Consider the following 16,668-nt stretch of genomic DNA (forward strand, 5'->3'; position numbering starts at 1 on the left):
GAGCCGACGAACCACAGGAGACTGCCGATGCGCCCTCATCAGTTCCCGCACACACCCGGACGGCCGCCCGTCGGCGCCATCGGGCACAACCGCGGCGTGGTGGCGCGCAACTACGCCTTCATGCCGCCCGAAGGCGTTCTCGTCAGCCGACTGCCGCATCTGGAGAAGACGGTCGTGCGCGTTCTCGCCGCGCCTGTGCTGGGGGCCGCGTTTGCGCAGTATGTCTTCGAGATCGAGCCGGGCGGCGGGACGCGTACCCCTTTCGCCGAAGAGGGCATCCAGCACTTCTATTACGGGCTCTCCGGCGAGGCCGCCTTCGCCGTCGGGGACGGCGCGCCGGTTGCGTTCGGGAAGGGCAGCTTCGCCTATCTGCCGCCCGGCACGGCCTTCAGCCTGCGCAACGAGAGCGCAGCGCCGGCCCGCGTGCTGGCCCTGCGCAAGCGCTACGAGCCCGCTCCGGGGCTCGCCGTGCCCGAGCCGATCCTGTCCCACCAGGACGCGGTCCCGGTGACCAACCACACCGGCATGGAGGGGCGCGGCTTCCAGTTCCTGCTGCCCTATGGCGATCTGCGCTTCGATTTCGAGATGAACCTGATGTGGTTCAAGCCGGGAACCTGTTTTCCCGATGTCGAGACCCATGTGATGGAGCACGGTCTCTACATGCTGGAAGGGCAGGGGCTCTATTTCCTCGGCCGCGACTGGCACGAGATCTGGGCGCAGGATTTCATCTGGATGGGCGGCTACTGCCCGCAGCAATTCTATCCGACCGGCTTCGACGACGCCTGCTATCTGCTCTACAAGAACGTCAATCGCGACCTGGCGCTCTGAGGCGAGCGGGCCACTCCCGGTAGCCTCACCTCCGGCCGGCAAAGCGCGGCTCTCATGCGTCATCGCGTTTGCGCTTCCTTGCGAAACTTGCCACAAATTCGCCCGACACTGGCGACGCGAAGCGGGCCGACTAGTCTTTCGGCCCGCATTTCCTGTGCCTGGCGTCCAAAGCGGCAAATGAGGAGCGACAGCGCTCCCTCTCGGTCGGAAGCTCAAGGTCAGGAAACCGAATGTCAGCCCTGCTTATCATCATCGTCTTAAGTGCATTATCGATCGCCTATGGCGTCTGGGCCTATGCCGACGTCATGAAGCGCGATGCCGGCAACCAGCGCATGCAGGAGATCGCGGCGGCGGTCGCCGAGGGGGCGCAGGCCTATCTCAAGCGGCAATACATCACCATCGGCATGGTCGGCGTCGTGCTCTTCGTCGCGCTCGCCTATCTGCTGGGGCAGTGGGTCGCGGTCGGCTTCCTGATCGGTGCCGTGCTGTCCGGCATGGCCGGCTTCATCGGCATGAACGTCTCGGTGCGCGCCAATGTCCGCACCGCCCAGGCCGCCATGCAGTCGCTCGGCGAGGGGCTCGACGTCGCCTTCAAGGCCGGCGCCGTCACCGGCATGCTGGTCGCGGGCCTCGCTCTGCTCGGCGTCGCCGTCTATTACGGCATCCTGACCTCGATGCTGGGCTTCTCGCCCTCGAGCCGCGTTGTCATCGATTCGCTCGTGGCGCTCGGCCTAGGCGCCTCGCTGATCTCGATCTTCGCCCGTCTCGGCGGCGGCATCTTCACCAAGGGCGCCGATGTCGGCGCCGATCTCGTCGGCAAGGTCGAGGCCGGCATTCCCGAGGACGATCCGCGCAACCCGGCGACCATCGCCGACAACGTTGGCGACAATGTCGGCGACTGCGCCGGCATGGCGGCCGATTTGTTCGAGACCTATGCGGTGACGCTGGTCGCGACGATGGTGCTGGCCGCGATCTTCTTCGCGGGTCAGGCCACGCTCGGCACGATGATGCTCTACCCGATGGCGATCGGTGCGGCCTGCATCGTGACCTCGATCATCGGCACCTTCTTCGTCAAGCTCGGCGCCAACCAGTCGATCATGGGCGCGCTCTACAAGGGCTTCATCGCCGCAGGCGTGCTCTCGATCGGCGCGATCGCGGCGGTCAACTATCTGATGTTCGGCGGCTTTGCGGCGTCCTTCACAACGGTTCAGGGCGTCACCTTCACCTCGGGCGGGCTCTTCGCCTGCGCTTTGGTCGGTCTCGCCGTCACGCTGCTGATCGTCGTGATCACCGAATACTACACCGGCACCGGCAAGCGCCCGGTGGTCTCGATCGCCCAGGCCTCGGTCACCGGCCATGGCACCAACGTCATCCAGGGCCTCGCGGTCTCGCTGGAATCGACCGCGCTGCCGACGATCGTAATCATCGCCGGCATCATCGTCTCCTATGGCCTCGCCGGTCTCTTCGGCATCGCCATCGCCACCACGGCGATGCTGGCGCTGGCGGGCGTCGTCGTGGCGCTCGACGCCTTCGGCCCCGTCACCGACAATGCCGGCGGCATCGCCGAGATGGCCGGCCTGCCCAAGGAGGTCCGCCACTCCACCGACGCGCTCGACGCCGTCGGCAACACCACCAAGGCGATCACCAAGGGTTATGCGATCGGCTCGGCGGGCCTTGGCGCGCTCGTGCTCTTCGCGGCCTATACCTCCGACCTCAACTTCTTCGTGGCGGAGGCCAACAAGGCGGGTTCGACCTCGTTCCAGTACTTCAAGGGCGTGGTCGTCGATTTCTCGCTGTCCAACCCCTATGTCGTCGTCGGCCTGCTGCTGGGCGGCCTGATCCCCTTCCTCTTCGCCGGCATGGGCATGACGGCGGTGGGGCGCGCGGCGGGCTCCGTCGTCGAGGAGGTCCGGCGCCAGTTCAAGGAGAAGCCGGGCATCATGGACGGCACCGAGCGGCCCGATTATGCGCGCGCCGTCGACCTGCTGACCAAGGCCGCGATCAAGGAGATGATCGTGCCCTCGCTGCTGCCGGTGCTCGCGCCGATCGTGACCTTCTTCGCGATCAACGCCATCGCCGGAAAGAACCAGGCCTTTGCGGCCGTCGGCGCCATGCTGATGGGCGTGATCGTCACCGGCATCTTCGTCGCGATCTCGATGACCGCGGGCGGCGGCGCCTGGGACAATGCCAAGAAGTCCTTCGAGGACGGCTTCGTCGACAAGGACGGGGTGCGCCACCTGAAGGGCTCCGAGGCGCATAAGGCCTCGGTCACCGGCGACACCGTCGGCGACCCCTACAAGGACACGGCGGGCCCAGCCGTGAACCCGGCGATCAAGATCACCAACATCATCGCGCTGCTGCTGCTGGCGATCCTGGCTCACAGCTGAGTTCAAGCCCGCGTTGTCACGGCCATCGACCCCGCGGAGCGATCCGCGGGGTTTTCCAATGGCGGGGCAGCCTTGATTGTTTAATAATAGATATGGAAATGGCTCATGGAGGCATGCGGATGGCTGTCAGTGCTGATCTCGGGACTCGCCTGGAACACCTCCTCGAAACGCTGGTGGCATCAGGACGCTACAACTCCAAAAGCGAGATCTTGCGGGAGGGGGTTCGCTTGGTCGAAGAGCGTGAAAAGCGGCTTCAGGCGCTCGACCTGATGCTCGACGCCGGGCTAGCCGATGCGCAAGCCGGACGGATGTTGGCTGGAGACGATGTTTTCGCCGAACTGCGCGCTCGCTACAGTGAAGAAGCGCCGAGCGAGGGATGAAACTTGCCTTCACGGCGGCGGCGCGGCGCGACCTCCACGAGGTTGGCGATTACATCGCGCGAGACAGCCGTCGGCAGGCTCTGCGTTTCGTCGCGGCTCTGGAAGGCTTTTGCGCCACCCTGCTCGCGCAGCCTGAGCGTTATCCCCTTCTGACACATCGGGCCGATCGCGAGATCCGGCGCGCTCCTTATGCCGACTACCTCGTGTTCTATCGGGTCAGAGAGAGCACGGTCGAGGTTCTGCGGGTGATCCATGCCGCGGGTGACGTCGGCAGGATCGTCGATGAGCTTTGACAAGGGCCGCCAAAGACGGATCGCGATCGAATAGGGAAGGCCGAGTTCCGGAGGTCGAGCAGCCGCTCGACCGCTCCCGACGCTACCGCCGCCCCCGTAGCGTTCCTGCAAGCCATCACCAGCGCCGGCGGGCATGACGTCTCCATCACAGGAGACCCTCATGACCCCACCCGCCACCGCCGCCGCGCCCCCATCCGGGGCAGGGCGTTTCACCGATCTCGCCCTTCTGCTCGTCCTCGCCACGCTCTGGGGCGGCTCCTACAGCTTCATCAGGGTCGGCGTGGAGACGATCCCGCCGGTGACGCTGATCGCGGCACGCACGCTGCTGGCGGGGGCGATCCTCCTCGCAGTGATCCGCTGGCGCGGCCTGCGGCTGCCGCGAGACCTTGGAACCTGGCGGCTTTTTCTCGTCCAGGCCGGCCTCAACAGCGTCCTGCCCTTCACGCTGATCGCCTGGGCCGAGCGCAGCATCGAGGCGGGGCTGGCGACGATCCTGAGCTCGACCAGTCCGATCTTCGTCGTGGTCCTTGGCCTGCTGGCCGGCACCGGCGAGCGGCTGTCGCCGATCAGGCTCGCCGGCATCGCAGCGGGCCTGGCGGGAACCCTGCTGATCGTCGGCGCCGAGGCGATCGCCGGATGGGGGACCGATCTCGCAGCCCAGCTCGCGCTCGTCGCGGCCAGCCTCTGCTATGGCGGCGCGGCGCTGTTCGGGCGCCACTTCAAGGGGCAGGACCCGATCATGCCGGCCGCCGGGTCGCTGATCTGCGGGGCGGCGCTCCTGATCCCGCTCAGCCTCGTCGTCGATAGGCCCTGGACCCTGGCGCCCTCCGCAGCCTCGATCCAGGCTCTGCTGGCGCTGTCGGTCTTTTCGACCGCGCTCGCCTTCGTGATCTATTTCCGCCTGATCGCGCGGCTGGGCTCCGTCGCGACCACCTCGGTCGCCTATCTGCGGGTGCCGATCGGTGTACTGATCGGCATGGTCTTCCTCGGCGAGAGCCTGGCGCCGACGGCCTGGTTAGGCCTCGTCCTGATCGTCTTCGGCGTCCTCGCCATGACGCTGCCGGCGCGCAAGCGGGTCGAGGGCCGCTGAGCCAATGCGGGCCACCAAAAAACCCGCGGCACAGGCCGCGGGTTTGATTTGGTCAGCCCCGATGGAAAACGGTCACGACCCCAGCGGGTTGAAGCGCGTCACGCCGCGGAAGAGGTTGCGCAGGAAGCTCTGCTCCTCGCCGCCGGTGGCGGTGGTGCGGCTGATGAAGTCGAAGATCACGCCGTCCTGCAGGCCGTAATTGGCGATGCGCTCGACCTTGAAGCCCTTGTTGAAATAGATCACCAGCACGGTCTGGTCGACGACCGTCAGTTCCTGGAACTGGAAGCGGCGATAGACCGTCTGGCTGATGTAGTAGAAGGTCCGGTTGCCGACCGTCGATGTCGTCGAGGGCGTGCCGAGGATCGACAGCACCTGCTGCACGTCCATGCCGACCCTGATCTGCGAGATCAGCGCCTCGTCGGCGACGAAGCCGCGCTTGAACTCCTCGTTCATGCCCGACGAGGTCGCGAGCTTGAAGCCGCCGGCCGTGGGACCGCAGGCCGCGAGAGCCAGCGACGTCGTCGCGAGGAGGCCGAGGAGGGCTGTGCGGCGGGAGACGGCGTTCATGCGGAGGGTATCCAGTGGCGCTGCGGCGATGGGCCGGGGCCCGCGCCGCTTGTCAAACGGGTCGAGGTTGGCGTAACGCCCGAGGATGGCTTTGGCAAGGCGAGGACGTTTCGCCCGCCGCAGGCCGGAGAGTGCTGACCCCATGTTCGGATTGTTCGCAAAGCGCGAGAAGCGGCAGGCGCCGGTCGATGCCGTCTTCGCGCGCATCGTCGAGGCGTCGCGGCAGCCCGCCTTCTATCTCGAAGGCGGCATCGCCGACAGCTTCGAGGGGCGTTTCGAATCGCTCACGCTTCACGTCTTTCTGGTGATGCGGCGCCTGCGCGAATTGCCGCCGCCCGCCGACGAGGTCGCGCAGGATCTGGTCGACGCGAACTTCGCCTATCTCGAACTGGGGGTCCGCAATGGCGGCGTCAGCGACATCGCCGTGCCCAAGCGGATGAAGAAGATCGGCCAGATGTTCTACGGACGCGTGCAGGCCTATGAGGCCGCCCTGGTCTCGACCGTGACGGGCGACCTCGCCGAGGCCCTGCGCCGCAATGTCACGCCCGACGCGCCCGAAGCCGCGACCGCGCTTTCCGATTATGCGCGGCGCGTGCAGCAGCGCCTGGCCGGGCTCGATCTCGACGGGCTCCTGAACGAGACCGCCCTGTTTCCGGCGGCGCAGCAGGGACCCGCGCGATGACCCCGCAAGCCGCTTCGCCCATGACCCGGCCGATCCATGTCGACGACATCAAGATGCGCGGCACCCGCGTGGCCGTGCAGGCCGAGCCGGCCGAGCGGACCGGCATCGCCGATCTGCTCGGTTTGCCCTCGCTCGAATCGCTGGAGGCGCGCTACGTGCTCGCCCGCAATGGCGAGCGCGTGAAGCTGGAAGGCGAGATCGCCGCGGCGTTCCACCAGACCTGTACCGTGACGCTCGATGCCTTTCCGGTGACGCTGACCGTGCCGATGAGCCTCGATTTCGCGCCGCAGGAGCCCGAGGGTCCGCGGCGCAAGGGCGACAAGGACGAGGCGGAGATCGATGTCGAGGTCAGGCTCAACGAGGCCGACCCGCCCGAGCCGATCGTCGACGGCACGATCGATCTCGGTGCCGTGACGCTCGAATTCCTGGCGCTGGCGCTCGACCCCTATCCCCGCAAGCCGGGTGCCGTCTTCGCCGAACCCGCGCCGGAGGAGCCGCCGGAATCGCCCTTCGCCAAGCTGGCGCGCCTCAAGCGGGACAGCTGACGCCGTTCCCGATCGCTGGCGGCTTGCGGCGGGCGCCCAAGTCGCTATTGTCCCGCCCGCATCGAGCCGCCCCGGACTGAAGGTCGGCCGCTCCTGGGATCGACCATCACTCCATGACACGACCGGTTACAATCGCGCTCGATGCGATGGGCGGAGACCATGGCCCTGCCATCGTCATCCCCGGCGCCGCGCTGACGCTGGAGCGTCGTCCCGATGCGCGCTTCGTCATTTTCGGCGACGAAGGTCAGGTCCTGCCGCTGCTGGACCAGCACCCGAAGCTGAAGGGCGTGACCACCTTCCATCACACCGAAGTCTCGGTGAAGATGGACGACAAGCCGAGCCAGGCCCTGCGCTATGGCCGCTACAAATCCTCGATGTGGCGCGCGATCGACGCCACCAAGACCGGCGAGGCCGACGTCACCGTCTCGGCCGGCAACACCGGCGCGCTGATGGCGATGTCGAAGTTCTGCCTGAAGTCGATGCCCGAGGTCGACCGCCCGGCGATCGCCTGCCTGTGGCCGACGGTCCGCGGCGAGAGCGTTGTGCTCGATGTCGGCGCGACCATCGGCGCCGATGCTCGCCATCTCGTCGATCTCGCGGTGATGGGCGCGGCGATGGCGAGGGTGATCTTCGATCTCGACCGGCCGACGGTCGGCCTGCTCAATGTCGGCGTCGAGGAAATCAAGGGCGTCGAGGCGGTCAAGGAGGCCGGGCGCATCCTGCGCGAGCTCGACCTGCCGCATCTCAACTATCACGGCTTCGTCGAGGGCGACGACCTCGGCAAGGGCACGGTCGACGTCGTCGTCACCGAAGGCTTCACCGGAAACATCGCGCTGAAGACGGCCGAGGGTACCGCCCGCCAAATCAGTTCCTATCTCAAGGCGGCGATGAGCCGCTCGCTGATGGCCAAGATCGGGTATCTCTTCGCGCGCAGCGCCTTTGCCGCGCTGAAGGACAAGATGGATCCGCGCAAGGTCAATGGCGGCGTGTTCCTCGGGCTCGAGGGCATCGTCATCAAGAGCCATGGCGGCACCGACGCGGTCGGTTTCGCCAGCGCGACCGAGCTCGGCTACGAGATGGCGCGCGAGAACCTGATGGCGAAGGTCCGGGAGATGGTCGCGGCCTCGGCCGAACAGGAGGCCGCGGCGCGGGCGGCCGCCGCCCAGTAAGGAAATGGCCTTGTCAATTCTGCGTTCCCAGATCGCGGGCTGCGGTTCCTACCTGCCCGCGCGCATCGTCACCAACGCCGAACTCGCGCAGCGGGTCGACACCACCGACGAGTGGATCGTCCAGCGCACCGGCATCCGCCAGCGCCATGTCGCGGCGCAGGACGAGACCACCTCCGTGATCGGCCTGAAGGCGGCGCAGGCGGCCCTGGCGGATGCCGGAATGCAGGCCTCCGAGATCGACATGATCATCGTCGCCACCGCGACGCCGGACCACACCTTTCCGGCCACCGCGACGCAGATCCAGGCGGCGCTCGGCATCGAGGGCGGCGTCGCCTTCGACCTGCAGGCGGTCTGCTCCGGCTTCGTCTTCGCGCTCGCCACCGCCGACAAGTTCCTGAGCACGGGCGCCGCCCGCACCGCGCTCGTCATCGGCGCCGAAACCTTCTCGCGCATCCTCGACTGGGAGGACCGCACCACCTGCGTGCTCTTCGGTGACGGCGCCGGCGCGGTCGTGCTGAAGGCGGCACCGGGCGAGGGGACGCTGGCCGATCGCGGCGTGCTGGCGACGCATATCCGCTCCGACGGCCGCTACAAGGACAAGCTCTATGTCGATGGCGGGCCGGGCTCGTCCAGGACGGTCGGCTTCCTGCGCATGGAGGGCAAGGAGGTCTTCCGCCACGCCGTCCAGAATCTCGCCGAGACCGTGCGCCACACCTTTGCGGAGACCGGCCTGAGCGGCGCCGATATCGACTGGTTCGTGCCGCACCAGGCCAATCGCCGCATCATCGACGCGACCGCCGACAAGCTCGGCATCGGCCATGAGCGGGTGGTGATCACGGTCGACCGGCACGGCAACACCTCGGCGGCCTCGATCCCGCTGGCGCTGGCGGAAGCCCATCGCGACGGCCGCATCAAGCGCGGGCAGCTCGTGCTGATCGAGGCGATGGGCGGTGGCTTCACCTGGGGGTCGGCCTTGATCCGGTGGTGAGCGGAAGAGCGGAAAACAAGTCGCTTTTTCCGGAATTTCGCGCCGTTTTCATGCAATTTTCATAAGCCGGGTGCATCCGCGCCCGTTCGAGCATTGACCCCGGCTGCGGGTGCGCCTAGCGTTCATCGTCCGGAATGGCGAAAGGCAGGTGGCAGACCCGCCGGCCGAGATAACGCCTAGGAGGATGTGGATGGCGGGGCACACGGTTACGCGGGCGGACCTCTGCGAGGCGGTGTATCAGAAGATCGGCCTCTCGCGGACGGAATCGTCCAAGCTCGTCGAGGCCGTTCTCGATGAGATCTGCGACGCCGTGGCGCGTGGCGAGAACGTCAAGCTCTCTTCCTTCGGCTCCTTCGTCGTCCGCGACAAAGGCGAGCGAATCGGACGTAATCCCAAGACGGGTGTCGAGGTGCCGATCGAGCCGCGGCGCGTGATGGTGTTCAAGCCATCGAATGTGATGAAGGCCCGCATCAACGGCCAGTTGGGTGAGGGCGGCGACGCGTGAGCCGAGTTAAGTGAGCGGGGCGTTCCACACCGGCGACACAGAGGCCGACATGGACACCAAGAGCCCGGATGCCTTTCGAACCATCAGCGAGGTCGCCGAAGACCTCGACATTCCCCAGCATGTCCTGCGCTTCTGGGAGACGCGCTTTCCCCAGATCAAGCCGCTGAAGCGTGGCGGCGGCCGGCGTTACTACCGGCCGGACGACGTCGCCCTGCTCAGGGGCATCCGCCGCCTCCTCTACGGCGAAGGCTACACGATCAAGGGATTGCAGCGCATCCTCAAGGAGCAGGGTCCGCGCCATGTCCAGGCCATCGGCCGGGGCGCGCCGATCACGGCCTCGGCGGACGCCGCCAAGACCAACGGTGGTGCCACCATGCCGCCCGGTCGCGCGCCGGTGCCGCCCGGGCTCGACGACATCACCCTGCTGACCGCAGTGCTGGCCGAACTCGGCGAGTGCAAGCGCATCCTCGACCGCGCCCTGCAGCCACCGGCCGAACTCGGCTGACCTCCGGCGGTTGCCAGCCGCTGCCGCGCGCCCTAGATCGTCGCACGGGGACGACCCCGGCGCGACGCGCCTTCCTGTCCGGCGTGGACGACCTCGCCCTGCATCGAGGAGCGCCGTCATGGCCTGGCTCTATCCCTTCATCGCCGGATTGTTCGAGATCGGCTGGGCGATCGGCCTGAAATACACGCAAGGCTTCACCCGCCTGGTGCCGACCGTGCTGACGCTCGCCAGCATGGCCGTCAGCCTCGGCCTGCTCGGCCTCGCGCTGAAGAGCCTCCCCGTCGGCACCGCCTATGCGGTCTGGACCGGCATCGGCACCGTCGGCACGGCGCTGTTGGGCATCGTCCTGCTCGGCGAGCCCGCCACGGCGCTGCGCCTCGCCTGCATCGGGCTGATCGTGGCCGGCATCGTCGGCCTCAAGCTGGTCGCGTGAGCGCGCGCGGCTAGGAGCGCCGCCAGGACTCGGGCCAGTAACCGCCGCGCTCCAGCACGACGATCAGCACGATCACCGCGAGCGTCACCGCCAGCGTGAGCAGCTTGGCGTTCCACGGCGTGCCGCGGCCGATCAGCCAGATCAGCGTCAGGCCGATCATCAGGGGAACGAGCATTTCCATGTCGACAGCCTAGAGCAGGGGGCCGCGCGAGGAAACCCGCTGCTGCGTGTCCCCGTTCCGGTGTGAAGGAGAATGGGGCGGGGAACCCATTCCGGCCAGGCACGTTCGCTGGACAGGGGAAGCGCATCGCCGCGAGCGATGCCGGTCCGCAACCTCCAGACACCGCACGCGACAGGAGTCAGCCATGGGACTGTTTTCCAAGGATATCGAGACGATGGACGATCTGTTCGTCCACCAGCTCCAGGACATCTATTACGCCGAAAAGCAGATCCATAAGTCGCTTCCGAAGATGATCGAGAAAGCGACAGATCCGACCCTCAAGCAGGGCCTCGAGGCGCATCGCGCCGAGACGGAAGGGCATATCGCCAGGCTCGAGCAGGTCTTCCGCCAGCACGGCGCCGAAGCCAAGGCCGTGACCTGCCCCGCCATCGACGGCATCCTGAAGGAGGCCGACGAGGTCGCGGGCGAGGTCGCCGACAAGCGGGTCCTCGATGCAGCGATCATCGCCGCTGCCCAGGCGGTCGAGCATTACGAGATCACGCGCTACGGCACGCTCGCGGCCTGGGCCAAGCAGCTCGGCCGCGAGGACTGCGCCGCCCTGCTGCAGCAGAATCTCGACGAGGAATATGCCGCCGACGACAAGCTCTCGAAGCTCGCCCAGTCCGGCATCAACCGCAAGGCCGCCTGACCGGGGCAGATGTCTCGATCGTCGACCGACATTGCCCGCGACGGTTCGCCGTCGCGGGCTTTGTGCTGTCAGGTCGGGTTGCCCGGGTCGCCGGGCGGGACCTTGGGCCGCTTCACGCCGGCACGTCCGCGCGCCCAATAGCCGGCAAGCGCGAGCCCGGGCGGGATCGCCAGAAGCAGCAACCAGGCCAGGAAGCTCTCGTCGCCGCTCACGGCGCGACGCGTGGCGAGAGCGCCAGTCCGCCTTCGATCAGCGGCTTCATCCGCCCGAGTTCGCCGGCCATATAGTCGAGGAACAGACGCACCCTCGGCGAATGCCGCAGATCCGGATGGGTCAGCAGCCAGAGATCGGCGGAGAAGCCGGGATCGGGCGGCGCCAGCCGGGTCAGGCCCGGCTTCCGGTCGGCGATGAAGCAGGGCAGGAAGCCGATGCCGATGCCGGCCTCGACCGCCTCCGCCAGCCCCAGGACCGTGTTGACCCGGTAGACGATGCGCTCCGGCGCGACATGCTGGGCGAGATAGCGCACCGCCTTGAGCGCGCTGAACGATTCGCCGAGCGAGACCCAGCTGCGCTGCCAGAGCGCCTCGATCGGCTCGCTGCCGCCCTCGGGGAAGTCTGCCGCCAGACCATAGAGGGCCCAGGCGATCCGCGCCGCCTTGCGGCCGACCAGCGTTTCCGGCGGGTTGTCGGTGGCCCTGATCGCGACGTCGGCGTCGCGCTTGGACAGGTTCAGCGCCTGGTTGCTCAGCAGCACCTCCAGCCTGATGTCGGGGCACTGCGCCAGGAAGCCGCCGAAGACCGGCGTCAGCAGATCGACCAGCAGCGTATCGTTGGTGGTGACGCGCAACTCGCCCGCGGGCTTGATCTCCTGCCCGGCGAGCTTGAGCGCAAAAGCGCTGATGTCGCTGTCGAAGCGCTCGGCGAGCCGCGCCATCTCCTCGCCGGCCGGGGTGGCGACATAGCCGCTGCGGTGCCGCTCGAACAGCTTCGTGCCCACCGCCTCCTCGATCTGGCCGAGGCGCCGGAACACGGTGGAATGGTTGAGCCCGAGCCCGGCCGCGGCGGCAGGCAGCGTGCGCCGCTCCGAAATCGCCTTGATCAGTCGGAAGTCGTCCCAGGCCAGGGATTTTCCGATTGAAGATTTGCCGGTCGGGGATTTGCCGGCGGGCGTCTTGTCCAGTGCGCTCATCACGCCAATCTCCGACAGGACATCGCCGTCTTCAAGGCCGGGGCCTCGAAGACGGCGAAGGAGGCTGGCGCAGGCGCGGCGCTCAGGCCGTGACGGGCCGGGCTGCGGGGGCGGTCCGTGCGGGCTTGAGAGCCAGCGCGCCGTCGCCGATCAGGCCATGGGCGAGCGCGGTCAGGGCCAGGAAGGCCGGATATTCCCAGCCGCCATTGGGGGCGTTGAAGACCCAGCCATTGGGGGCGTGGACGGCGAGAGCGCCCAACAGGATCGGCAGCAGCAGGATCGAGACGACGCGGCCATGGAAGCCGACGAGGATGGCGAGGCCACCGAGAAGCTCGGCGAGAATGATCGGCCAGGCGAGGAAGGCCGGCAGACCGACCTGACCGAGGAAGCCGGCGAAGCCCGCCGGGGTGAAGATCGCGATCTTCAGATAGGCATGGGCGATGAACATGACGCCGAGCGCGACGCGCAGGGCGAGAGCACCATAGGGGGCGAGGCGGGTGTCGATCATGGGGGCAGTCTCCTGAAACGGGACCGGGCTGGTCTCGCCCCAAGAGATCGGCCTCTCAACAACGCAATGCAAACGGATATCCGTCAATCATGCGATTGCATGGTTGCAATGAATCAACTCTGGCATTCCGCACCAGGCGGCCCAATCTCCTCGTCAACGGGGCAGCCCTGCCCAGCACGACGTCGGAAGGATGTCAGTCATGCAGATCAACGGCCTTCATCATGTCACGGCGATCGCCGGTCCGGCGCGCCGCAATCTCGACTTCTACGGCCGCGTCCTCGGCCTGCGCCTGGTCAAGAAGACGGTCAATTTCGACGATCCCGGCACCTATCACCTCTATTACGGGGATGCTGCCGCCGCGCCGGGCTCGATCCTGACCTTCTTTCCCTGGGAGCATGCCGCGCCGGGCCGCCTCGGCGTCGGCGAGACGCAGGAGACGGTCTTCCGCGTGCCGGAAGGTTCGATCGGCTACTGGACCCACCGCTTCGTCGCGCACGGCGTGCCCCATGACGTGCCGGTGAAGCGCTTCGGCGAGACGGTGCTGGCCTTCCGCGATCCCGACGGAATGCGGCTTTCGGTCGTCGGCGTCCCCCGCATCGAAGCCGAGCCCGCCTGGGCGGGCGGCGACATCCCGGCGGAGCATGCGATCCGCGGCTTCCACGGCGTCAGCCTGCTCGTCGCCGATGCAGCGCCGACGGGCGCGATCCTCGACGACGTCTTCGGCTTCCGCGAGATCGGTCGCGAGGAGACGCTGGTGCGCTACCGTGCCCAGGGCGCGGCCCAGGGTGCGATCGTCGACCTGCGCGTTGCCGGCGGTTTCCTGCCGGCCCGGCAGGGCGCGGGCTCCGTCCATCACATCGCCTTCAGGGCTGCCGATGACGCGGCCCAGGAGGAGATGGTCCGCAAGCTCGCGCAGAATCACGGCATCCGCACCACGGAACAGCGGGACCGGAACTATTTCCGCTCGGTCTACTTCCGCGAGCCCGGCCATGTGCTGTTCGAGATCGCGACCGACGTGCCGGGCTTCGCCGTCGACGAGACGGCCGACAGCCTCGGCCAGGCGCTGAAGCTGCCGCCGGGCCTCGAGGCGCAGCGTGCCCGCATCGAGGCCGTGCTGCCCGAACTGGCCTGACCCGACCGCTCCACCCGGCCGCCGCGCCGGGCGGAGCGGCGTTTGTCCCGAAATCCGAAGGAGGTCCATGATGGACGCGACCGCGACCACCGACTTCATCCATCTCTATGAGCCGGGCGGCGATACCGCCCGCCCCCCGCTCCTGCTGCTGCATGGCACCGGCGGCGACGAGCGCGATCTGATCGGGCTGGGCCGGGCGGTGGCGCCCGGCGCAGCGCTGCTCTCGCCGCGCGGCAGGGTGCTCGAAGGCCCGATGCCGCGCTTCTTCCGCCGGCTCGCCGAGGGCGTCTTCGACGAAGACGACCTGCGTCGGCGCACCCATGAGCTGGCCGATTTCGTCGAGACGGCGCGCGAGCGCTACGGCCTCGCCCAGCCGGTCGCGGTCGGTTTCTCCAACGGCGCCAACATCGCGGCCAGCCTCCTGCTGCTGCGGCCGGAGGTGCTCGCGGGTGCGGCGTTGCTGCGGGCGATGTCGCCCTTCGCGCAGCCGCCTCGGGTGGATCTCACCGGCAAGCGGGTGCTGATCCTGTCGGGGGCGATGGACCCGATCGTGCCCGCGGAAGATGTCGGGCGGCTGGCCGAGACGCTGTCGGGCAACGGGGCGAGCGTCGATCATCGCACCCTGCCGGCGGGCCACGGCCTGTCCCAGCCCGATATCGGCCTTCTCCAGAGCTGGCTTGCGGGCGGCTGACGGCCTTCCGGCGGCGTGTGAGCGCCGCCGGCATTCCGTTCTCTGCGGCGATCAGGCCGAGGGCGCGGCGGCCTTGCGCTTCGGGGTCTTCGCGGCCGGGGGCGGCGGCGGGGGCTCGGCCGCCTGCTTGGCGAGCCGCTGGGCGCGCAGCGCCTCGATCTTCTTGCGGGCGGCGGCCTCTTCGGCGGCGATCCGCCCGCTCGACTTCTGCTTCTCGCGCGGTGCTTCCTGGACGCTGTTGACGTCGTGCCACGCGCGCGGGCCCCGGTTGTCCCCTGCCATCGGTCTCGTCCCTCCGTCTTTGGTCTCTGGAGCGGAGCTTAGCCGCGATCGGCGCAGGATACGAGCCGCATCACGCAGCGCGCTCGGCGCTCAGGCCAGCAGCGGCAGGATGATCGCCATTCCGATCAACAGAACGGCGAGCGCCCTGAGGAACACGGCCCCCTGTCCCGATACCCGCAACACGGCCCGACGCGACGACGCAAACATGGCGCACCCCACTCCCCAGCGGCAGCGAGGTGACGTTCGGTCATTGAGTTGGGAGGAGCAAGGGAGAGGGCGTCGGGAGCCTGTGGACAACCCGTTGCCGGGGAGGGAGCAGTCGACCGGCCGTCATCGCGGCCCGGGTCGATTGTCCGACTTCAGATAAATGGTCGGAGCGAGAGGATTCGAACCTCCGACCCCTTGTCCCCCAGACAAGTGCGCTAACCGGGCTGCGCTACGCTCCGACGGGTCGGCTTATAGTGGCGGCGTCGCGCGGATGCAATCGGCTTCGCGCGCTTGTTTCACAAGGCCCGCGGCGAGGGTCGAAGCTGCGCCAAGGCGGGACAGGGCGCGAGCCCCGCCATTAACCCTCGATTAAGGCTGTGATTGCGGGAGGGCGGCGCGGCGCGCATGATTCTCCGCGGACGGGGAGGGCAGCAGGCGGAGACAACCATGTCATTGGCGACGGTCACGGCGAATTCGGTGCGGCCCGCGCTGCGCAAGGCGGCGCAGTCCCCCGCGACGATCGCGGCCCTGTTCGACGGGCTCGCGCCGGACTGGCACTCGCAATGGGCCTGGGACAATTACGAATCCACCATTCTCGCCCTGGCCCGGCACTATGGCCTGCGCCGCGTCTGCGAGATCGGCGGCGGGCGCGATCCGCTCTTCAGCGCCGAGCAGGCGCAGCGCCGCGGCCTCGAACTGACCGTCAACGACATCGATGCCGGCGAGCTGGCGCTGACACCGGACGGGCTGAAGACGGCCTGCTTCGACATCGCGGGCGATCTCTCCGAGCCCGACATCGCGCGGGGCGGCTACGACCTGATGGTCTCGCGCATGGTCTTCGAGCATGTCGGCGACGTCGAGCGCGCCTGGACCAACATCCACGCCCTGCTGGCGCCCGGCGGCGTCGCGCTCGCCTTCTTCCCGACGCTCTGGGCCCCGGTCTTCGCGCTCAACCACATCCTGCCGGAGAAAGCCTCGCGCGCCATCGTCCATGCGCTGTTTCCGGCGCGGCGCGACGGCGGCGGCGATCCGAAATTCCCCGCCCATTACGACTGGTGCCGCGGCAGCCGCGCGACGCTGACGCCGATGCTGAACCGTGCCGGCTTCTCGGACGTGCACATCCAGCGCTTCTGGGGCCATGGCTATTTCGACCGCATGCCAGGGCTGAAGCAGGCCGACCACGCCTTCAACGCGCTGGCTGCGAAGATCGGCTGGGATTTCGTGACGACCTACGCCTACGTCGTCGTCCGCAAGGACCGCGGTTGAGGTCGCGCGGCCGGCGGCACCGGCAGCGCGGCGAGGCCCCAGACCAGGCCGAGCATCAGATACATGTGGCGCCAGTGGTCGGTGTCGATCTGCAGCCCTTGCAGGATCGTGACGAACAGCACCGACCACAGCACGATCGCATGGTTCTGCCA

The 16,668-nt window shown here is 68.0% G+C and carries 22 protein-coding genes, 1 tRNA gene and 1 pseudogene; 16 read left to right on the forward strand and 8 right to left on the reverse strand.

The genetic code is table 11. The annotated features are described in order from the left end of the window. Nucleotides 1–27: 27 nt before the first annotated feature. The 5 genes from allE to Q8M82_RS13110 all read left to right on the forward strand — a co-directional run bounded on the left by allE (nucleotide 28) and on the right by Q8M82_RS13110 (nucleotide 4,978). Nucleotides 28–828, forward strand: a complete 801-nt coding sequence (allE, locus tag Q8M82_RS13090; RefSeq protein ID WP_305691784.1) for a (S)-ureidoglycine aminohydrolase — start codon at nucleotides 28–30, stop codon at nucleotides 826–828. Between the two features lie 230 nt (nucleotides 829–1,058). Then, nucleotides 1,059–3,215, forward strand: a complete 2,157-nt coding sequence (locus Q8M82_RS13095; protein ID WP_305691785.1) for a sodium-translocating pyrophosphatase — start codon at nucleotides 1,059–1,061, stop codon at nucleotides 3,213–3,215. Nucleotides 3,216–3,334: 119 nt separating this feature from the next. After that, nucleotides 3,335–3,595 (forward strand): type II toxin-antitoxin system ParD family antitoxin, encoded by a 261-nt coding sequence (locus tag Q8M82_RS13100; RefSeq protein ID WP_305691786.1) that lies wholly within the window; start codon nucleotides 3,335–3,337, stop codon nucleotides 3,593–3,595. Then, the gene (locus Q8M82_RS13105; protein ID WP_305691787.1) at nucleotides 3,592–3,888 is read left to right on the forward strand and encodes a type II toxin-antitoxin system RelE/ParE family toxin; all 297 of its coding nucleotides are present in this window, start codon (nucleotides 3,592–3,594) and stop codon (nucleotides 3,886–3,888) included. The genes Q8M82_RS13100 and Q8M82_RS13105 overlap by 4 nt, the downstream gene beginning before the upstream one ends. Before the next feature lie 160 nt (nucleotides 3,889–4,048). Continuing rightward, nucleotides 4,049–4,978, forward strand: coding sequence for a DMT family transporter (locus Q8M82_RS13110; RefSeq protein ID WP_305691788.1), 930 nt, complete (start codon nucleotides 4,049–4,051; stop codon nucleotides 4,976–4,978). 72 nt (nucleotides 4,979–5,050) lie between these two features. Here Q8M82_RS13110 and Q8M82_RS13115 read toward each other — a convergent pair whose 3' ends face one another. After that, entirely contained in the window at nucleotides 5,051–5,545 is a 495-nt protein-coding gene (locus Q8M82_RS13115; protein ID WP_305691789.1) for an outer membrane protein assembly factor BamE, read from the reverse strand. 142 nt (nucleotides 5,546–5,687) lie between these two features. Between Q8M82_RS13115 and Q8M82_RS13120 the strand changes: the two genes are divergently transcribed. From Q8M82_RS13120 to sugE, 7 genes are all read left to right on the forward strand, one after another. Further along, nucleotides 5,688–6,227: a ubiquinol-cytochrome C chaperone family protein gene (locus tag Q8M82_RS13120; protein WP_305691790.1), complete on the forward strand. Its 540-nt coding sequence runs from the start codon at nucleotides 5,688–5,690 to the stop codon at nucleotides 6,225–6,227. Continuing rightward, entirely contained in the window at nucleotides 6,224–6,772 is a 549-nt protein-coding gene (locus Q8M82_RS13125; RefSeq protein WP_305691791.1) for a YceD family protein, read from the forward strand. The genes Q8M82_RS13120 and Q8M82_RS13125 overlap by 4 nt, the downstream gene beginning before the upstream one ends. 113 nt (nucleotides 6,773–6,885) lie before the next feature. Then, nucleotides 6,886–7,941, forward strand: coding sequence for a phosphate acyltransferase PlsX (gene plsX, locus Q8M82_RS13130; RefSeq protein WP_305691792.1), 1,056 nt, complete (start codon nucleotides 6,886–6,888; stop codon nucleotides 7,939–7,941). A gap of 4 nt (nucleotides 7,942–7,945) precedes the next feature. After that, the gene (locus Q8M82_RS13135; protein ID WP_371126344.1) at nucleotides 7,946–8,929 is read left to right on the forward strand and encodes a beta-ketoacyl-ACP synthase III; all 984 of its coding nucleotides are present in this window, start codon (nucleotides 7,946–7,948) and stop codon (nucleotides 8,927–8,929) included. A gap of 190 nt (nucleotides 8,930–9,119) precedes the next feature. Then, nucleotides 9,120–9,434 carry an integration host factor subunit alpha gene (locus tag Q8M82_RS13140; RefSeq protein WP_305691794.1) on the forward strand — a complete coding sequence of 105 codons (315 nt, stop codon included), beginning with the start codon at nucleotides 9,120–9,122 and terminating at the stop codon, nucleotides 9,432–9,434. A gap of 49 nt (nucleotides 9,435–9,483) precedes the next feature. Beyond that, nucleotides 9,484–9,939, forward strand: coding sequence for a MerR family transcriptional regulator (locus tag Q8M82_RS13145; protein WP_305691808.1), 456 nt, complete (start codon nucleotides 9,484–9,486; stop codon nucleotides 9,937–9,939). A gap of 118 nt (nucleotides 9,940–10,057) precedes the next feature. Further along, nucleotides 10,058–10,372: a quaternary ammonium compound efflux SMR transporter SugE gene (gene sugE, locus Q8M82_RS13150; RefSeq protein WP_305691795.1), complete on the forward strand. Its 315-nt coding sequence runs from the start codon at nucleotides 10,058–10,060 to the stop codon at nucleotides 10,370–10,372. Nucleotides 10,373–10,382: 10 nt separating this feature from the next. Here the strand turns inward: sugE and Q8M82_RS13155 are convergent, their stop codons facing one another. Then, nucleotides 10,383–10,553, reverse strand: a complete 171-nt coding sequence (locus tag Q8M82_RS13155) for a hypothetical protein (protein WP_305691796.1) — start codon at nucleotides 10,551–10,553, stop codon at nucleotides 10,383–10,385. A gap of 184 nt (nucleotides 10,554–10,737) precedes the next feature. Here Q8M82_RS13155 and Q8M82_RS13160 point away from each other — a divergent pair, with 184 nt between their 5' ends. After that, entirely contained in the window at nucleotides 10,738–11,241 is a 504-nt protein-coding gene (locus tag Q8M82_RS13160) for a YciE/YciF ferroxidase family protein (protein WP_305691797.1), read from the forward strand. Between the two features lie 68 nt (nucleotides 11,242–11,309). Here the strand turns inward: Q8M82_RS13160 and Q8M82_RS13165 are convergent, their stop codons facing one another. From Q8M82_RS13165 to Q8M82_RS13175, 3 genes are all read right to left on the reverse strand, one after another. Continuing rightward, nucleotides 11,310–11,453, reverse strand: coding sequence for a hypothetical protein (locus tag Q8M82_RS13165; protein WP_305691798.1), 144 nt, complete (start codon nucleotides 11,451–11,453; stop codon nucleotides 11,310–11,312). Further along, nucleotides 11,450–12,430, reverse strand: coding sequence for a LysR family transcriptional regulator (locus Q8M82_RS13170; RefSeq protein WP_305691799.1), 981 nt, complete (start codon nucleotides 12,428–12,430; stop codon nucleotides 11,450–11,452). The genes Q8M82_RS13165 and Q8M82_RS13170 overlap by 4 nt, the downstream gene beginning before the upstream one ends. 82 nt (nucleotides 12,431–12,512) lie before the next feature. Beyond that, nucleotides 12,513–12,938 (reverse strand): DoxX family protein, encoded by a 426-nt coding sequence (locus tag Q8M82_RS13175; RefSeq protein WP_305691800.1) that lies wholly within the window; start codon nucleotides 12,936–12,938, stop codon nucleotides 12,513–12,515. A 199-nt stretch (nucleotides 12,939–13,137) separates the two neighbouring features. On the opposite strand from Q8M82_RS13175, the gene Q8M82_RS13180 reads away from it, so the two are divergent. Beyond that, nucleotides 13,138–14,070: a ring-cleaving dioxygenase gene (locus Q8M82_RS13180; RefSeq protein WP_305691801.1), complete on the forward strand. Its 933-nt coding sequence runs from the start codon at nucleotides 13,138–13,140 to the stop codon at nucleotides 14,068–14,070. A 70-nt stretch (nucleotides 14,071–14,140) separates the two neighbouring features. Continuing rightward, nucleotides 14,141–14,761: an alpha/beta hydrolase gene (locus Q8M82_RS13185; RefSeq protein WP_305691802.1), complete on the forward strand. Its 621-nt coding sequence runs from the start codon at nucleotides 14,141–14,143 to the stop codon at nucleotides 14,759–14,761. 51 nt (nucleotides 14,762–14,812) lie between these two features. Here Q8M82_RS13185 and Q8M82_RS13190 read toward each other — a convergent pair whose 3' ends face one another. Together Q8M82_RS13190 and Q8M82_RS13195 are read right to left on the reverse strand one after the other, a co-directional pair. After that, on the reverse strand, nucleotides 14,813–15,043 hold the full coding sequence (locus tag Q8M82_RS13190; RefSeq protein ID WP_305691803.1) for a hypothetical protein: 231 nt from the start codon (nucleotides 15,041–15,043) through the stop codon (nucleotides 14,813–14,815). 368 nt (nucleotides 15,044–15,411) lie between these two features. Further along, nucleotides 15,412–15,489, reverse strand: a tRNA-Pro gene (locus Q8M82_RS13195). 208 nt (nucleotides 15,490–15,697) lie between these two features. Between Q8M82_RS13195 and Q8M82_RS13200 the strand changes: the two genes are divergently transcribed. Then, nucleotides 15,698–16,516, forward strand: a complete 819-nt coding sequence (locus tag Q8M82_RS13200; protein ID WP_305691804.1) for a class I SAM-dependent methyltransferase — start codon at nucleotides 15,698–15,700, stop codon at nucleotides 16,514–16,516. Here the strand turns inward: Q8M82_RS13200 and Q8M82_RS13205 are convergent. Then, nucleotides 16,486–16,668, reverse strand: a pseudogene (locus Q8M82_RS13205) (O-antigen ligase family protein); the annotation flags it as partial. The gene Q8M82_RS13200 and the pseudogene Q8M82_RS13205 sit on opposite strands and share 31 nt — an antisense overlap.

It is taken from the genome of Allobosea sp. (genome assembly GCF_030694325.1).
GTDB lineage: Bacteria > Pseudomonadota > Alphaproteobacteria > Rhizobiales > Beijerinckiaceae > Allobosea.

What these genes read in the sequence shown, in the direction of transcription:
- allE (WP_305691784.1), top strand. Translation starts at nt 28, where the DNA reads ATGCGCCCTCATCAGTTCCCGCACACACCCGGACGGCCGCCCGTCGGC.
- Q8M82_RS13095 (WP_305691785.1), top strand. Translation starts at nt 1,059, where the DNA reads ATGTCAGCCCTGCTTATCATCATCGTCTTAAGTGCATTATCGATCGCC.
- Q8M82_RS13100 (WP_305691786.1), top strand. Translation starts at nt 3,335, where the DNA reads ATGGCTGTCAGTGCTGATCTCGGGACTCGCCTGGAACACCTCCTCGAA.
- Q8M82_RS13105 (WP_305691787.1), top strand. Translation starts at nt 3,592, where the DNA reads ATGAAACTTGCCTTCACGGCGGCGGCGCGGCGCGACCTCCACGAGGTT.
- Q8M82_RS13110 (WP_305691788.1), top strand. Translation starts at nt 4,049, where the DNA reads ATGACCCCACCCGCCACCGCCGCCGCGCCCCCATCCGGGGCAGGGCGT.
- Q8M82_RS13115 (WP_305691789.1), bottom strand. Translation starts at nt 5,545, where the DNA reads ATGAACGCCGTCTCCCGCCGCACAGCCCTCCTCGGCCTCCTCGCGACG.
- Q8M82_RS13120 (WP_305691790.1), top strand. Translation starts at nt 5,688, where the DNA reads ATGTTCGGATTGTTCGCAAAGCGCGAGAAGCGGCAGGCGCCGGTCGAT.
- Q8M82_RS13125 (WP_305691791.1), top strand. Translation starts at nt 6,224, where the DNA reads ATGACCCCGCAAGCCGCTTCGCCCATGACCCGGCCGATCCATGTCGAC.
- plsX (WP_305691792.1), top strand. Translation starts at nt 6,886, where the DNA reads ATGACACGACCGGTTACAATCGCGCTCGATGCGATGGGCGGAGACCAT.
- Q8M82_RS13135 (WP_371126344.1), top strand. Translation starts at nt 7,946, where the DNA reads ATGGCCTTGTCAATTCTGCGTTCCCAGATCGCGGGCTGCGGTTCCTAC.
- Q8M82_RS13140 (WP_305691794.1), top strand. Translation starts at nt 9,120, where the DNA reads ATGGCGGGGCACACGGTTACGCGGGCGGACCTCTGCGAGGCGGTGTAT.
- Q8M82_RS13145 (WP_305691808.1), top strand. Translation starts at nt 9,484, where the DNA reads ATGGACACCAAGAGCCCGGATGCCTTTCGAACCATCAGCGAGGTCGCC.
- sugE (WP_305691795.1), top strand. Translation starts at nt 10,058, where the DNA reads ATGGCCTGGCTCTATCCCTTCATCGCCGGATTGTTCGAGATCGGCTGG.
- Q8M82_RS13155 (WP_305691796.1), bottom strand. Translation starts at nt 10,553, where the DNA reads ATGGAAATGCTCGTTCCCCTGATGATCGGCCTGACGCTGATCTGGCTG.
- Q8M82_RS13160 (WP_305691797.1), top strand. Translation starts at nt 10,738, where the DNA reads ATGGGACTGTTTTCCAAGGATATCGAGACGATGGACGATCTGTTCGTC.
- Q8M82_RS13170 (WP_305691799.1), bottom strand. Translation starts at nt 12,430, where the DNA reads ATGAGCGCACTGGACAAGACGCCCGCCGGCAAATCCCCGACCGGCAAA.
- Q8M82_RS13175 (WP_305691800.1), bottom strand. Translation starts at nt 12,938, where the DNA reads ATGATCGACACCCGCCTCGCCCCCTATGGTGCTCTCGCCCTGCGCGTC.
- Q8M82_RS13180 (WP_305691801.1), top strand. Translation starts at nt 13,138, where the DNA reads ATGCAGATCAACGGCCTTCATCATGTCACGGCGATCGCCGGTCCGGCG.
- Q8M82_RS13185 (WP_305691802.1), top strand. Translation starts at nt 14,141, where the DNA reads ATGGACGCGACCGCGACCACCGACTTCATCCATCTCTATGAGCCGGGC.
- Q8M82_RS13190 (WP_305691803.1), bottom strand. Translation starts at nt 15,043, where the DNA reads ATGGCAGGGGACAACCGGGGCCCGCGCGCGTGGCACGACGTCAACAGC.
- Q8M82_RS13200 (WP_305691804.1), top strand. Translation starts at nt 15,698, where the DNA reads ATGTCATTGGCGACGGTCACGGCGAATTCGGTGCGGCCCGCGCTGCGC.